At 72.9% G+C, this 14,714-nt stretch carries 10 protein-coding genes and 2 pseudogenes; 4 read left to right on the top strand and 8 right to left on the bottom strand.

All coding sequences use genetic code 11. The features are described from left to right. Positions 1-73: 73 nt before the first annotated feature. Together ABZ261_RS26965 and ABZ261_RS26960 are read right to left on the bottom strand one after the other, a co-directional pair. Complete coding sequence (locus tag ABZ261_RS26965) at positions 74-307, bottom strand: hypothetical protein (RefSeq protein ID WP_356863515.1); 234 nt, start codon at positions 305-307, stop codon at positions 74-76. Continuing rightward, positions 304-1,239, bottom strand: a complete 936-nt coding sequence (locus ABZ261_RS26960; protein WP_356863513.1) for an SPFH domain-containing protein — start codon at positions 1,237-1,239, stop codon at positions 304-306. Before ABZ261_RS26960 ends, ABZ261_RS26965 begins: the two co-directional genes overlap by 4 nt. Positions 1,240-1,486: 247 nt before the next feature. Between ABZ261_RS26960 and ABZ261_RS26955 the strand changes: the two genes are divergently transcribed. Next, a complete protein-coding gene (locus tag ABZ261_RS26955; protein WP_356863511.1) occupies positions 1,487-3,838 on the top strand; it encodes a transglycosylase domain-containing protein in 2,352 nt (783 codons plus the stop codon). A 74-nt stretch (positions 3,839-3,912) separates the two neighbouring features. Here ABZ261_RS26955 and ABZ261_RS26950 read toward each other — a convergent pair whose 3' ends face one another. The 4 genes from ABZ261_RS26950 to ABZ261_RS26935 all read right to left on the bottom strand — a co-directional run bounded on the left by ABZ261_RS26950 (position 3,913) and on the right by ABZ261_RS26935 (position 10,349). Next, positions 3,913-6,000 (bottom strand): SpoIIE family protein phosphatase, encoded by a 2,088-nt coding sequence (locus tag ABZ261_RS26950; RefSeq protein ID WP_356863509.1) that lies wholly within the window; start codon positions 5,998-6,000, stop codon positions 3,913-3,915. 301 nt (positions 6,001-6,301) lie between these two features. After that, a complete protein-coding gene (locus tag ABZ261_RS26945) occupies positions 6,302-6,991 on the bottom strand; it encodes a DUF402 domain-containing protein (RefSeq protein WP_356863507.1) in 690 nt (229 codons plus the stop codon). An 83-nt stretch (positions 6,992-7,074) separates the two neighbouring features. Next, on the bottom strand, positions 7,075-8,472 hold the full coding sequence (locus ABZ261_RS26940; RefSeq protein ID WP_356863505.1) for a class II fumarate hydratase: 1,398 nt from the start codon (positions 8,470-8,472) through the stop codon (positions 7,075-7,077). 194 nt (positions 8,473-8,666) lie between these two features. Continuing rightward, positions 8,667-10,349, bottom strand: coding sequence for a fumarate hydratase (locus ABZ261_RS26935; RefSeq protein WP_356863503.1), 1,683 nt, complete (start codon positions 10,347-10,349; stop codon positions 8,667-8,669). A 172-nt stretch (positions 10,350-10,521) separates the two neighbouring features. Here ABZ261_RS26935 and ABZ261_RS26930 point away from each other — a divergent pair, with 172 nt between their 5' ends. Further along, complete coding sequence (locus ABZ261_RS26930; RefSeq protein ID WP_356863502.1) at positions 10,522-11,223, top strand: DUF1707 domain-containing protein; 702 nt, start codon at positions 10,522-10,524, stop codon at positions 11,221-11,223. Positions 11,224-11,374: 151 nt separating this feature from the next. Continuing rightward, positions 11,375-11,752, top strand: a complete 378-nt coding sequence (locus ABZ261_RS26925) for a WhiB family transcriptional regulator (protein ID WP_356863500.1) — start codon at positions 11,375-11,377, stop codon at positions 11,750-11,752. A 1,190-nt stretch (positions 11,753-12,942) separates the two neighbouring features. On the opposite strand, the gene glpX is transcribed toward ABZ261_RS26925, so the two are convergent. After that, positions 12,943-13,977 (bottom strand): class II fructose-bisphosphatase, encoded by a 1,035-nt coding sequence (glpX, locus tag ABZ261_RS26920; RefSeq protein WP_356863498.1) that lies wholly within the window; start codon positions 13,975-13,977, stop codon positions 12,943-12,945. A 128-nt stretch (positions 13,978-14,105) separates the two neighbouring features. Here glpX and ABZ261_RS26915 point away from each other — a divergent pair. Beyond that, positions 14,106-14,615, top strand: a pseudogene (locus ABZ261_RS26915) (DUF4245 domain-containing protein); the annotation flags it as partial. 6 nt (positions 14,616-14,621) lie between these two features. On the opposite strand, the pseudogene ABZ261_RS26910 reads toward ABZ261_RS26915, so the two are convergent. Continuing rightward, positions 14,622-14,714: pseudogene (locus ABZ261_RS26910) on the bottom strand (GntR family transcriptional regulator); the annotation flags it as partial.

Here is a 14,714-nt window from a genome sequence, read left to right as displayed (position 1 = left end):
GTATACGCCGTGTGTATAGGCGGCGCGGGCCGGGGCCGCCCGGGGGTGCGGCGGTGCAGGTGGGAGACGGTTGTCACGGTTCCGACACGGGCGGCCGGCCGCGCCGGGGCAGCGGGCCCGTGTCCTTCGGCAGCCGGCCCGCCTCCGCGAGCGCCTTGCGCAGCAGGAACTCGATCTGCGCGTTGGCCGAGCGCAGCTCGTCCCCGGCCCACCGCGCCAACGCCTCGTACACCGACGGGTCCAGCCGCAGCAGCACCTGCTTGCGCTGCTGCGGCCGGCGCTTCGGGGTTCCCGAGGGATCCGTCACTGGTAGAGCGTCCCGGTGTTGAGGACCGGCTGCGGGGCCCGGTCACCGCACAGGACCACCATCAGGTTCGACACCATCGCCGCCTTCCGTTCCTCGTCCAGCTCCACCATGTCCGCCTCCGCGATCCTGGCCAGCGCCGCCTCGACCATCCCCACGGCGCCGTCGACGATCTGCCGCCGGGCCGCGACGACCGCGCCGGCCTGCTGCCGCTGGAGCATCGCCGAGGCGATCTCGGGAGCGTACGCGAGGTGGGTGAAGCGCGACTCGATGATCTGCACGCCGGCCGCCTCCACCCGCGCCTGCAGTTCGACGGCCAGCTTCTCGGTGATCTCCTCGGCGTTGCCGCGCAGGGAGAGGCCGTCCTCGTCATGGGCGTCGTACGGGTACTCGATGGCGATGTGCCGCACGGCCGTCTCGGTCTGCGTGGCGACGAACTCGGTGAAGTCGTCCACCTCGAAGGTGGCCTGCGCGGTGTCCCGCACCTTCCACACCACGACCGCCGCCAGCTCGATCGGGTTGCCGTAGGCGTCGTTGACCTTCAGCACGGCGGTCTCGTGGTTGCGCACCCGGGTGGAGATCCGGGTCCGCGAGGTGAAGGGGTTCACCCAGCGCAGGCCGTCCTGCCGGATCGTGCCGCGGTAGCGGCCGAAGAGCTGGACGACGCGGGCCTCGCCCGGCGCGACCGTGTTCAGGCCGCGCATAGCGATCAGGGACGCCAGGAGGACGGCGATCCCGGCGACTATGAGCCCGCCCTCGGCGCCGGGGGAGGAGGCCGCCCCCGAGGCGGCGAACAGGGCGGCCGCGGCGCCGAGCCCGACCAGCCCCAGCAGCAGGGCGAGCCCGCCGCCGATGCTGTGGGCGGGGAACTCCCGCACCCGCGGGGCGGGCATCTCGGGGACGTCGGCGGTGGCGGCCGGCTCGGGCGTGGACATGGGGGACCCCCGGTTCTCGTGTCGCTCGGCCCGGTGCGGGCCGAGCCTCGGTGTGTTCTAGCTCTGTTCTAGCTAAGTGATAGCACTTTAGCTCGCCAGGCAACCCTGGGCCAGCGTCTGCCGTCGGTTCCCTTGGGGCGGGTGCTGATTCTCACGTCCGTAAAAGAGCGGATCGGACGTCCTTTGTCATATAGAGGGGTGTTAGCTTTCGGAGCTGACCCCACGACGGAAGCGAGTTCACAGACTCATGGGACGAGCGGAAGAGAGACGAGCGCGGCAGCGCGGTGGCCACCGCGCGGCGCCCCGGCGCCGCCGCTCCACCCCCGCCGCCGCGACCACGGCCGCGGCCGGCGCCGGGCGCACCGCCACGGCCGCCGGCAGACCGGCCGGAGGCCTCATACGCCGGATGTTCACCTGGAAGAGGGTCCTCGGGACCTTCTTCGGGACGTGCCTGCTGGCCATCGCGGCCTTCATCGGCCTCTACCTGTACGTCGACATACCCCCGGGCAACGCCGCCGCCCAGCGGCAGAGCAACGTCTACAAGTACAGTGACGGAACGATCCTGGCCCGCAGCGGCGAGGTCAACCGGGAGATCGTCGACCTGGCCAAGGTGCCCCGCAAGGTCCAGCTGACCTTCGTCGCCGCCGAGAACAAGAGCTTCTACCACGACGTCGGCGTCGACTTCCGGGGCACCGCCCGCGGCCTGATCAACACCGTGGCCGGGCGGGGCAAGCAGGGCGGTTCCACGATCACCCAGCAGTACGTCAAGAACTACTACCTCAACCAGGACCAGACCGTCACGCGCAAGCTGAAGGAACTGGTCATCGCGCTGAAGGTGGACCGCGAGAAGTCCAAGGACGACATCCTCGCCGGCTACATCAACACCAGCTACTACGGCCGCAACGCCTACGGCATCCAGGCCGCCGCCCAGGCCTACTTCCACGTCGACGCCGAGGACCTCAAGGTCGAGCAGGGCGCCTACCTCGCCGCGCTCCTCCAGGCGCCGAGCCAGTACGACTGGGCGGTCGCGACCCCCACCGGCAAGCGGCTGGTCACCCAGCGCTGGAACTACGTCCTGGACAACATGGTCGAGGAGGGCTGGCTGTCCAAGTCCCGGCGCGAGGCCATGCACTTCCCCCAGATCAAGGAACCCAGGGGCGCCCCGGGCCTCGGCGGGCAGAAGGGCTACCTGGTCGAACTCGCCAACCAGCAGCTCGAACAGCAGCTCATGGAACAGCAGGGCCTGACCCGGTCCCAGGCGGAGAACGCGGTCGTCGAGAAGGGCTGGACCATCACCCTCAACATCGACCGGAAGAAGCAGGCCACGCTGGAGAAGGCCGTCAAGACCCAGTTGACCGCCAGACTCGATCCCAGGAAACGCAAGGTCGACGGCGCCGTCCAGGCCGGCGCCGTCTCCGTCGACCCCGCGACCGGCCGGATCGTCGCGCTGTACGGCGGCCGGGACTACTACGCGCACTACTTCGACAACGCCACCCGCCGGGACTACCAGCCCGCCTCGACGTTCAAGCCCGTCATCCTCGCCGCCGCCCTGGAGGAGGACGCCACCACGCAGGACGGCAAGCCGATCACCGCCGACACCCTCTACGACGGCACCAGCCGCCGCCCGGTGCTGGACCACGGCGCCGAGGTCGGCTTCGCCCCGCCGAACGAGGACGACGTCAGCTACGACGACATCACCGTCCAGCAGGCCATGAACAAGTCCGTCAACTCCGTCTTCGCGCAGATGGGCGTCGACGTGGGCATGGACAAGGTCATGAGCACGGCCGGCAAGCTCGGCATGGACACCAAGGGCATGCAGGCGGTGCCCGCCCAGACCCTCGGCTCCATGGGCGCCAGCCCCCTGGAGATGGCCGGGATCTACGCCACCTTCGCCAACCACGGCCACAAGGTGACCCCGACGATCGTCAAGTCGGCGGAGCAGAAGGGCCGCAGCACCACGATGCCCAGCCCGGTCGGCGGACCGGTCATCAGCCGCACCACCGCCGACACGGTCACCTCCGTCCTCACCGGCGTGGTCGACGACGGCACCGCCCGGCGGTCCGTGGCGGACAACCCGCTGCGCGACGGCCAGCAGGTCGCCGGCAAGACCGGCACCTCCGACGAGGACAAGTCGGCCTGGTTCACCGGCTACACCCCCGACCTGGTCACCTCCGTCGGACTGTTCGGCGAGGACCCGAAGACCAAGGCCCATGTGTCCCTGACCGGCGCCACCGGCCTGATCCCGCCCCCCGGCCGCATCAACGGCGGCGGCTACCCGGCGCAGATCTGGGCCGCCTACACCTTCGGCGTGACGGACAGGGCGGCGTTCCACCTGCAGACCCGGCAGGGCGCGGCCGTCGCGCCGACCGAGACGCCGACCCGCACCCCCACCCCGTCGCGGACCCCGTCGCGGACGCCGAGCAGCGCGCCGCCGACCTCGCCGTCGCCGTCGCGGACACCGTCCGGCACCCCGTCGCGGACACCGTCCCGGACGCCCTCGCAGACCCCGTCCCAGACCCCGACCACCGCACCGCCGACCACCCCCGGCGGCACGGACGAACCGCTCGACCCCAAGCCCGGCCTCGGCCTCGGCCGGTAACGGCACACACGCGGGGGCGCCCGGATGCTCCGGGCGCCCCCGCTTGTGTGCCACAGTCGGGACTCAGGCCGGGCTCAGCCCCGGTTCAGCTCGAACCACACCACCTTGCCGGTGCTCAGCCGGGTCGCGCCCCAGCGCCGGGCCAGCCTGTTGACCAGGTACAGGCCCCGCCCGCCCTCGTCCGTGGCCCGGGCCTGCCGCAGACGCGGCAGCTGCGGCACGTCGTCGCCCACCTCGCAGCGCAGCACGTCCGTACGCAGCAGCCGCAGGGTCACCGGCCGGGACGCGTACCGCACGGCGTTCGTGACCACCTCGCTGACCAGCAGCTCCACCGAGTCCGTCAGCTCCTCCAGGTCCCAGCGGGAGAGCGCGCGCCGGGCCAGCCGGCGGGCCTGGCCGGGAGCGGAGTCCTCCGGCTCCAGCGTCCAGTACGCGACGTCGCTCGGGGCGATCCCGTCGAAACGCGCCGCCAGCAGCGCGATGTCGTCGTCCCGGTCGCCCGGGCCGAGCATGTCCAGCACCTCGTCGCACAGCGCTTCCAGCGGCGGCGGATGGTCCGGGCCGGTCAGCTGGGCGGTCGCGGCCAGCTTCTCCCGCAGCTGCTCGATGCCGGTCCACACGTCCCGCAGCCGCGACTCCACCAGACCGTCGGTGTACAGCAGCAGCGTCCCGCCCGCCGGCGCGTCCAGCTCGACCGCCTCGAAGTCCACCCCGCCCACGCCGATCGGCGCGCCCGGCGGCACCCGCAGCACCTCGGCCCGACCGCCCAGGTGCAGCAGCACGGGCGGCGGATGACCGGCGTTGGCGATCGTGATGCGGTGCGTGACCGGGTCGTAGACCGCGTACAGACAGGTCGCCATGCGGTCCGTGCCCAGCCGCTGCGCCTGCTCGTCCAGGTGGTGCAGGACCTCCTGCGGCGGCAGGTCCAGCCCGGCCAGGGTCTGGGCCGTCGTCCGGAGCTGGCCCATGATCGCAGCCGACGTCATCGAATGACCCATGACGTCCCCGACGACCAGCGCGACCCGGCTGCCGGGCAGCGGGATCGCGTCGTACCAGTCGCCGCCCACCCGCGCGGTCTCCGCCGCCGGCAGGTACCGCGAGGCCAGCCGGACACCGGTCGGCCGTGGCAGCGTCTCGGGCAGCATGGTGCGCTGCAGCTCGTCGGCGATGTACGCCTCACGGCCGTACAGCACCGCCTTGTCGATGCCGAGCGCGCTGTGCGTGGCCAGCTGCGCGGCCACCAGCAGATCGTCCGCCTCGAACGCCGGCCGGTCCGGGCGGCGCAGGAACAGGGCCGCGCCGATCACCCGGCGCCGGCCCCGCAACGGCGCCAGGATCGCGTGCTGCCCGCCCGGCACGACCGCCTCGCCGCCCTCGCCGAGCAGCTCCGGCAGCGCCGCCCGGGCCGCGGGCGCGTCCGCGAACACCGGCCGCACCCCGCGCAGCACCTCGTTCAGCGCCCCGCCGGGCCGCACCTCGCACAGCTCCGTGGTCAGCGACGACAGCTCCGCCAGCGCGGTCGGCTCCGGCTCCGGATCGAACACGGACGGCAGCAGCGCCCCGTCGGGCCCCCGCTCCTGCGGTATCCGGTCGGTACGGCGCAGCCGCAGCACCACCGGGCCCACGGGCCGCTCGTCGCCGACCGGCAGCGGGTCGCGCAGATACACCAGGATCGCGTCCGAGAACGTCGGCACGGTGGCCCGGCACAGGCCCATCACGATCTCGTCCAGGTCGAGACCGCGGGCGATCCTCCGGGTGGCCGCGCCGACGAACCGCAGCCGGTCCCCGTCACGCCGCATGGGCATCGGCCGCCCCGGCGGCAGTCCCCGCCCGGTACGGCGCTCCTGGCCGCCCGTGACCCGCTCCTGCCCGGCATCGGGCTGCGCCGGGATGGACTCCGGCGCGGGACGCGGGCGGTGGGCGCCGGGCTCGGCGGCGGCGGGCTGGGCATGCTCAGGGCCGTTGACTGGGGGCTCCTTCCCCTCGCCGTCCTTTCCCCTGCCACAGGGCGTGGCCGTGCCGGCGGGCGTCCCGTCCGCCCGCGCCTGCACCGGTAAGGCCGGGGCGCCCGGCGGCTTCGGGGCATGCACGAGCGCCCCGCGGGCCTCCGCGGGGTCGACGCCCGGCTGGGGGCGTTCGAAGGAGGTGGGCTGCTCCGTCACGCGTGTCGCATCCATCCGTCCGGGGCCAGGGGAAGTCGGTCCCGCCGCAATCCCGATACCCGCAATACGTGCCCCGGGAACGGGATTCCCGCGCGGTCGGCGGCCGAGCCCGCGCCGACGGCCGGAACCGCGCGGCCGGCGGCGGTGCCACAGGTCCTCGTGGTGGTGCCGTGCCTCTCGCTCACGTCCTGCCGCCCCTCGGTGACGATCGGTCATGCCCGGCGCATGCTCCGGGAGTTGCACTTTCGCGCCCTTGCGGAGGACGATCCTACGTTTCTTGCCCGGGGGCGCATCAAGGGTCTCATGAGGACACGTGCGCGGGCGTACGGTCCCAGTCCTCGGGGAGTGAAGGCACCGCCCAGGACGGGTCGGGGCGCCAGTGCTGCCAGCCGTCCGAGAACGGCGGCCCCCAGGCGCGGATCACCTCCACCGCGTCCCGGCCGGCCGCCCGCACCCGCCCGGCCGTCTCCGCGTCCATCAGCCCGTCCCGCTGGGCCTGCGCGAACTCGTCCTCGTCCCGCCAGTGCCAGCTGCGGTCCGGGTGCACGGAGATGTCCAGGAAATGGTCCACGGAGTCCACCCCGCCCGCCCAGCGGGCCAGCGGCGACTCCAGGTTGACGTACCAGTTCTTGAACCGCCAGCCCGGTTCCCAGAACAGCCACACCGACCAGGGCCGGCCGGGCTGGGCGAGCTTCAGCACGCCCGTGCCGAACCAGCGGTCCCGCTGGACCGAGCGCGGCTTGGTGTAACGGGACTCCAGCGGCTCCAGGTGCACGGGCGTGCCGTCGGCCAGGACCGGCTTCACGCACTCGGTGCCGGGGGCCAGCCACACGGCGAGCAGCTCCGCGTCGTCGCGCACGACGGTGACCGGGCGGGCGATGTGCACACTGTCGCCCGCGTTCTCCCGGTAACGCCACAGGACCTGCGTGCCCGGCGCCCAGTACGCCGCAGGTCCCGCCGCCGCTCGTCCCACCGCTCCGTCGTCCGCCATGGACAGATATTAGGTGCACCGCCCACCGGACGCTGCGGTGCGCGTCACGGTCCCACCGCGCCGGCCGGAAAGACACGCCCCGTTCACGGCCGCGTCATCCGCAGGACGTCCAGTGCCTCGTCGAGCTGCTCCTGGGTGAGGTCGCCGCGCTCCACGTACCCGCCCTCCAGGACGACCTCGCGGATCGTCTTCCGCTCCGCCAGGGACCTCTTGGCGACCTTCGCGGCCTCCTCGTAGCCGAGGTACTTGTTCAGCGGGGTCACCACGGACGGCGACGACTCGGCGTACTCGCGGGCGCGTTCCCGGTCCGCGGTGATGCCGTCGACGGTCCGGTCGGCCAGCAGCCGCGAGACATTGGCGAGCAGCCGTACCGACTCCAGGACGTTCTTGGCGATGACCGGCAGCATCACGTTCAGCTCGAAGTTCCCCGCGGCGCCGGCCGTGGCGATGGTGGCGTCGTTGCCGATGACCTGCGCGGCCACCATCAGCACCGCCTCCGGTACCACCGGGTTGACCTTCCCCGGCATGATCGAGGAACCCGGCTGCAGGTCGGGCAGCCGGATCTCGGCGAGACCGGTGCGCGGCCCCGACGCCATCCAGCGCAGATCATTGGCGATCTTCGTCAGACCGACCGCGATGGTCCTGAGCTGTCCGCTGGTCTCCACGACCCCGTCACGGGCGCCCTGCGCCTCGAAGTGGTCCCGCGCCTCGGTCAGCGGCAGCCCGGTGACCCGCGCGACCTCCGCGATGACCGCGGCGGAGAACCCGGGCGGGGTGTTGATGCCGGTGCCGACCGCCGTGCCGCCCAGCGGCAGCTCGGCCAGCCGGGGCAGCGAGGCGCGCAGCCGCTCGACGCCGTACCGCACCTGCGCCGCGTACCCGCCGAACTCCTGCCCGAGCGTCACCGGCGTCGCGTCCATCAGATGCGTCCGCCCGGACTTCACCACGTCCGCGAACTCGGCCGACTTGCGCTCCAGGGAGGCGGCGAGGTGCTCCAGCGCGGGGATCAGGTCATGGGTGACCGCGGCCGTCGCCGCGATGTGCAGGGAGGACGGGAAGACGTCGTTGGACGACTGCGAGGCGTTGACGTGGTCGTTGGGATGCACGTCCCGGCCCAGCCGCTCGCTCGCCAGGGTCGCGATGACCTCGTTGGCGTTCATGTTGGACGAGGTCCCCGAGCCCGTCTGGAACACGTCCACCGGGAAGTGCTCGTCCCACCTGCCCTCGGCGACCTCGCCGGCCGCCTCCCGGATCGCCTCCGCGACCTCCGCGTCGAGCACGCCCAGCTCGGCGTTCACCTTCGCCGCCGCCGCCTTGATCCGGGCCAGCGCCTCGATGTGCGCCCGCTCGAGGCGCTGCCCGGAGACCGGGAAGTTCTCCACGGCGCGCTGCGTCTGCGCCCGCCACTTGGCGTGGGCCGGGACCCGGACCTCCCCCATCGAGTCGTGCTCGATCCGGTACTGCGGCTCTTCGCTCGTCATCGTCGTACCTCCGGGAAGCAGGAGCGCTCGGTCACCTCACCCCTATTCCCCCTGCGCCCGCCCTCCGTCCCCACGGGCGGCATCCGCCGGAAGCCGGACGCCGGGGGCCGCGGCGAAGCCCCCGGCGCGGCGCCGGGGGCCCTGGACGCCGTGCCGGGACGGGGTCAGCCGAGGCCGGGACAGCCGAGGCCGGGTCAGCCGAGGCCGGGCCCGCGCACCGGGATCGACGTGAAGGTCGGCTGGGGAGCGGGATCCTGGAAGAAGTCGTTGCCCTTGTCGTCGACCACGATGAACGCCGGGAAGTCCTCGACCTCGATCTTCCAGACGGCCTCCATGCCCAGCTCCTCGTACTCCAGGACCTCCACCTTCTTGATGCAGTCCTGGGCGAGTCGGGCGGCCGGGCCGCCGATGGAGCCGAGGTAGAAGCCGCCGTGCGCGGCGCACGCGTCGGTGACCTGCTTGCTGCGGTTGCCCTTGGCGAGCATCACCTTCGAGCCGCCCGCGGCCTGGAACTGCTCCACGTAGGAGTCCATGCGCCCGGCCGTGGTGGGGCCGAAGGAACCGGAGGCGTAGCCCTCGGGGGTCTTCGCCGGCCCGGCGTAGTACACCGGGTGGTCCTTCAGGTACTGCGGCATCTCCTCGCCCGCGTCCAGCCGCTCCTTGATCTTGGCGTGCGCGATGTCGCGGGCCACGACCAGCGGGCCGGTCAGGGACAGCCGGGTCTTGACCGGGTACTTGGTCAGCTCGGCGAGGATCGCGTCCATCGGCTGGTTGAGGTCGATCCTGACGACGTCGCCGGCCTCGTCGAGCTGCTCGTCCGTGGTGTCCGGCAGGAAGCGCGCCGGGTCGGTCTCCAGCTGCTCCAGGAAGACGCCCTCGGGGGTGATCTTCGCCAGCGCCTGGCGGTCGGCCGAGCAGGAGACGGCGATGGCGACCGGGCAGGAGGCGCCGTGCCGCGGCAGGCGGATCACGCGCACGTCGTGGCAGAAGTACTTGCCGCCGAACTGCGCGCCGATGCCGATCTTCTGGGTGAGCTCGAAGACCTTCTCCTCCAGTTCCTTGTCCCGGAAGCCGTGGCCGAGCGGCGAACCCTCGGTCGGCATGCCGTCCAGGTAGTGCGCGGAGGCGTACTTCGCGGTCTTCAGCGCGAACTCGGCGCTCGTGCCGCCGACGACGATCGCCAGGTGGTACGGCGGGCAGGCGGCCGTGCCGAGCGAGCGGATCTTCTCCTCCAGGAACTTCATCATGGAGGACTCGTTCAGGACGGCCTTCGTCTCCTGGTAGAGGAAGGACTTGTTGGCCGAGCCGCCGCCCTTGGCCATGAACAGGAACTTGTAGGCGCCGCCGTCGGTCGCGTACAGCTCGATCTGGGCCGGCAGGTTGGTGCCGGTGTTCTTCTCCTCCCACATGGTGAGCGGAGCCATCTGCGAGTAGCGCAGGTTGAGCTTGGTGTACGCGTCGAAGATGCCGTGCGAGAGGTGCTTCTCGTCCTCGCCCTCGGTCAGGACGTTCTGGCCGCGCTTGCCCATGACGATGGCGGTGCCGGTGTCCTGGCACATGGGGAGCACCCCGGCCGCCGCGATGTTCGCGTTCTTCAGCAGGTCCAGCGCGACGAACTTGTCGTTGGCGGACGCCTCGGGGTCGTCGATGATGCGGCGCAGCTGCGCCAGGTGGGCCGGGCGCAGGTAGTGCTGGATGTCGTGGACGGCCTCCTCGGCCAGCTTGCGCAGCGCCTCCGGCTCCACCTTGAGGAACGTCCGCCCGTCGGGCCCCTCGACCGTGGACACGCCCTCGGCGGTCACCAGGCGGTACGGGGTGGTGTCCTCGCCCTGGGGCAGCAGATCGGTGTACGCGAACGCGGGGGAACTACTCGGCATCTCAGCCCATTCCTCACTCTGACGGACGGCGCCCGCCGACGCCGGCGGGCGCAACCAGCGTAGAACCTGCCGCCGGCGGCGATCCTGTGAGGTCCCGCTCAGTCCGGCCCGAACCGCCCGGAGCCGTCCACACCCCTAGTCGCGATCTATCGCGTTTCGGTACGCTGCCGTCGTGGACCTTCAGAAGCAGGCTCAGCCCGCGGCGGCAGCCCCGCAGATCGCCGAGCTGCGTGCCTCGGACGCCGACCGTGACCGCATCGCCGACATCCTCCGCGAGGCCCTCGCCGAGGGCCGGCTCACCGCCGAGGAGCACGCCGAGCGCGTGGAGGGCGTGCTCCACGCCAAGACGGTGGGTGAGCTGGACGTCTTCATCCGGGACCTGCCGGCCGCCCACCAGCGCCCCGCCGCTCCCGCCTACACCCCGGTCCCGCCCCGCCCCGCCCCGGGCGCGGTCCCGGTGGAGGCGGACGCCCGTGTGGTGGCGGTGTTCAGCAGCGCCCTGCGCAGGGGCCGCTGGCGCGCGGGCCGCCGGCTGCACGCGTACGCGGTCTTCGGCAGCGTCGAGATCGACCTCAGCGAGGCGATCTTCGAGTACCAGCAGGTGGTGATCAAGGCGGTCTCCGTCTTCGGCGACGTGCGGATCCGCGTCCCGGAGAACATCTCGCTGCGCGGCACCGGAGGCGGTGTGCTCGGCAACTTCGAGGTGAGCCCGCTGGACTCGGTCGACTCCGACGCCCCGGTGGTCTACGTGGACGGCTGGGCCGTGCTCGGCAACGTCGAGGCGCGGCCCCGGCGGGGCAAGAGCGTGGCGGACATCCTGGAGCGCGTCCACGACAAGGTCGACCGGAAGCTGCGCAAGCACCTCGGGCACTGACGGCGGGAGCGGGCGGGGTCCGCGCCGGGGCGGGGGGCGTGAACGAGCCGACGCGCGCCGACGGACGGGAACGCTGTGCATAGGCGCGCGCACAGCGGGTAGGGCTTGCTGCGTCGTCTCTCGCTCGCGATGCCGTCGTCAGGAGTAGACCGTGCTGCAACCGCCGCATTCGTCCCTGCAGGTCGCTGCCGTACCGGCCCAGCGGGTGCCGGCGCGGGACAGGGACCAGGAGGCGCCCTGGCACACCGAGGCGGTGTGCCGGCGCGACGAGGCCGGCCTGTTCTTCGCCCCGTCGAAGGAGCCGACCGCCGCCCGGCTCTCCCGCGAGGAGGCGGCCAAGCGCGTCTGCGCCCGCTGCCCGGTCATGGTCGAGTGCCGCGAGCACGCCCTCCTCCAGCCCGAGCCCTACGGCGTCTGGGGCGGCCTCACGGCGGCCGAACGCCGGGTGGTGCTGGCCCGGCGGCGGCGCCGCGAGATGGAACTGAAGAAGGCCGCGCGGGCGACGGCGGCCAACCGCATAGCGGGCTGACCGCCACCGGCCGGCGCCCCCTCCGCCGGGGGGCGCCGTACGCCCGCGGGCCCCGCGAAGCCGCCTGCCCGCGCCCGCGCGGCTGCGCGCGGGCGGACGGCGGGCCCCATGCCGCGCGTCGGCCGCGCGTCGGCCGCGCGCGGGGCTGGCGTTGCGAGGGCCGGACGGCGCGTGCCGCGCGGGTCTTGTTCAGGCTCTGTTCGGGGGCACGGCCGGCGCGGGCACCCGCGGCCTCCCGGCCGCTGCACGCGGACGCGACTGCGGGGCGGCGTGCCGGTCATGCTTCGCGCGGTGCGGTGGTGTGGGCGCAGGCGCTGGCGCCAAGTTTTGGGGAGGGTTGCGGGCTCCCGTGACCGCCTGCGCTGCGTGCGTGGTGGTGGGGCGATGGGCCGTGCCGTGGCCGCGTGGGGCTGCTGTGCGCGGACCCTGGAGCCGCTCCGGACCGCTGCACGCTGACGCGGCTGCGGGGCGGCGTGCCGGTCATGCTTCGCGCGGTGCGGGGCTGTGGAGCGGCGTGCCGGTCATGCTTCGCGCGGTGCGGGGGTGCCGGGCGCATGTGTGCGGCGCAGCCGTTGGCGGGGAGGTGTGCGCCGGGTTGCGGGCTGCCGTGGCCGTCTGCGCTGCGTGCGTGGTGGTGCGATGGGCGGTGCCGTGGCCGCGCGGGCTGCTGTGCGCGGACCCTGGAGCCGGACGCGGTTGCGGGGCGGCGTGCCGGTCAAGCTTCGCGCGCTGCGGTGGTGTGCGGCGCAGGCGCTGGCGCGGAGTTTTCGGGCCGGGCTGCGGGCGGCCGCGGCCGCCCGCGCTGCGTGTGCGCGGCGCGTCGGCGTCCAGGCGGGAGTCGGTCTCGTCGAGGACCGCGGCCTTCGGCTTGACCACTCACCGGGCCGGTCCGGCCCGCCACCGTGGTGATGGGGCGATGGGCCGTGCCGTGGCCGCGTGGGCTGCTGGGCGCGGACCCCGGAGCCGCCCCGGCCGCTGCACGCGGCGAGGCCTGGGGGCGGCGTTCCGGTCATGCTTCGCGTGCTGCGGGGGTGTGATACCCGGCCCCGGCCGGCGCGACGGGGCCGGGGATGTCCGCGCCGGCGTGGGGCGCTCCGGCGGCCGCCGCCGCACCGCGGCGGGGCGGCGGTGCGCGGTGCGGGCGGGTCCGGCGTCGCCCCGTTGCCGGCCGTGCGGGTCCCGGGCGGGTGTCACTTGGCTCGGTCGAAGTCGATCGCGCTGTAGGCCCGGAGCTTGCTCAGGCGGTGCTCGGAGTAGATCCTGCGGACGGTGCCCGACTTCGACCGCATCACGATGGACTCGGTCAGCGCGGTCTCGGAGCGGTAGCGCACGCCGCGTAGCAGCTCGCCGTCGGTGATGCCGGTGGCGACGAAGAACACGTTCTCCCCGGAGACCAGGTCGTCGGTGGTGAGCACGCGGTCCAGGTCGTGCCCGGCGTCGATCGCCCGCTGCCGCTCCTCGTCGTCCTTGGGCCAGAGCTTGCCCTGGATGGTCCCGCCCAGGCACTTCACGGCGCAGGCCGAGATGATGCCCTCGGGGGTGCCGCCGACGCCCAGCAGCAGGTCGACGCCGGTCCCCTCGCGCAGCGCGTACACCGAGCCGGCGACGTCGCCGTCGGAGATCAGCTTGATCCGCGCGCCGGCCTCCCGGACCTGCCGGATCAGACCCTCGTGCCGCGGCCGGTCCAGGATGACGACGGTGACGTCCTCCGGCGTGGACCGCTTGGCCTTGGCGATGCGGCGGATGTTCACCTCCACGGGCGCGTCGATGTCGACGAAGTCCGCCGCTTCGGGGCCGGTGACCAGCTTGTCCATGTAGAACACGGCGGACGGGTCGAACATGGCGCCGCGTTCGGCGGCGGCGAGGACGGCGATGGCGTTCGGCATGCCCTTGGCCGTCAGCGTGGTGCCGTCGATGGGGTCGACGGCGATGTCGACCTCGGGGCCGGTGCCGTCGCCCACCTGCTCCCCGTTGAAGAGCATCGGCGCCTCGTCCTTCTCGCCCTCGCCGATGACGACCACGCCGTTCATCGACACGGTGGAGACGAGGGTCCGCATGGCGCGCACCGCGGCGCCGTCGGCGCCGTTCTTGTCGCCGCGCCCGACCCAGCGGCCCGCGGCCATCGCGGCGGCCTCGGTCACCCGGACGAGTTCCAGGGCGAGGTTGCGGTCGGGGGCCTCGGAGGGGACGTCCAGCTCGGACGGCAGGTGGTGTTGCTCGGTCATCGGAGCGCACCTTTCTGATACGACGACGGCCGGATGAGGGTCTTGGTCCCCGACTCTATCGTCAGGTCGACAGAATGAGCAGGGGGCCCCACGGATGAGCGCTTGGGGCACCTGCGACGATAGAAGGCGTGGCAGGTTCGAACGGCAAGCAGAAGACGGCCCGGGACATGATCCTTTCCCTGGCCCTGATCGGTATCGCGGCGGCGGTCGTCTACTTCTTCACCATCCCGCACGACGATCACGCTCCCGAGGTCAAGCGGGTCGACTACCGGGTCGAGCTGCTCACGGCCCGGCGGGCGGCGAGCTACCCGGTCGCTGCGCCCGAGGGCCTGCCGAGTACCTGGAAGGCGACCTCCGTACGCTTCCGGGGCGAGGAGTCCGACCGCTGGCACATCGGCTTCCACACCCCCGACGGCCAGTACGTGCAGCTCGAGCAGTCCACGAAGGAGCGCGGCGACTTCATCGACGAGGCCAGCCAGGGCGGGTCGGTGACGAAGCGGGCCGAGGAGATCGGCGGCCGCACCTGGCTCCGCTGCACCGGCGGCCGGTACGACGCGCTGGTGCTGAAGGACGCCCCCGCCGGCTCCACGACGGTGGTGGCGGGCACCGGCTCCTTCAAGGAGCTGACGACGATGGCGGCGGTTCTCTTCCTTGACCTCCAGGCTGTCGACCGTGGGGTGACTGCCGGCGGCGTCGGCCTCCACGATGAAGGCGGACTTGCCCTGCTCACGGTGCCG

It is taken from the genome of Streptomyces sp. NPDC006193 (assembly GCF_040613915.1).
GTDB lineage: Bacteria > Actinomycetota > Actinomycetes > Streptomycetales > Streptomycetaceae > Streptomyces.
This window is presented reverse-complemented; position numbering and strand designations above follow the sequence as displayed.

Excerpts from the sequence above, each read along its gene's own strand:
- ABZ261_RS26960 (WP_356863513.1), bottom strand. The coding sequence starts at position 1,239 with ATGTCCACGCCCGAGCCGGCCGCCACCGCCGACGTCCCCGAGATGCCC.
- ABZ261_RS26940 (WP_356863505.1), bottom strand. The coding sequence starts at position 8,472 with ATGACGAGCGAAGAGCCGCAGTACCGGATCGAGCACGACTCGATGGGG.
- ABZ261_RS26955 (WP_356863511.1), top strand. The coding sequence starts at position 1,487 with ATGGGACGAGCGGAAGAGAGACGAGCGCGGCAGCGCGGTGGCCACCGC.
- glpX (WP_356863498.1), bottom strand. The coding sequence starts at position 13,977 with ATGACCGAGCAACACCACCTGCCGTCCGAGCTGGACGTCCCCTCCGAG.
- ABZ261_RS26945 (WP_356863507.1), bottom strand. The coding sequence starts at position 6,991 with ATGGCGGACGACGGAGCGGTGGGACGAGCGGCGGCGGGACCTGCGGCG.
- ABZ261_RS26935 (WP_356863503.1), bottom strand. The coding sequence starts at position 10,349 with ATGCCGAGTAGTTCCCCCGCGTTCGCGTACACCGATCTGCTGCCCCAG.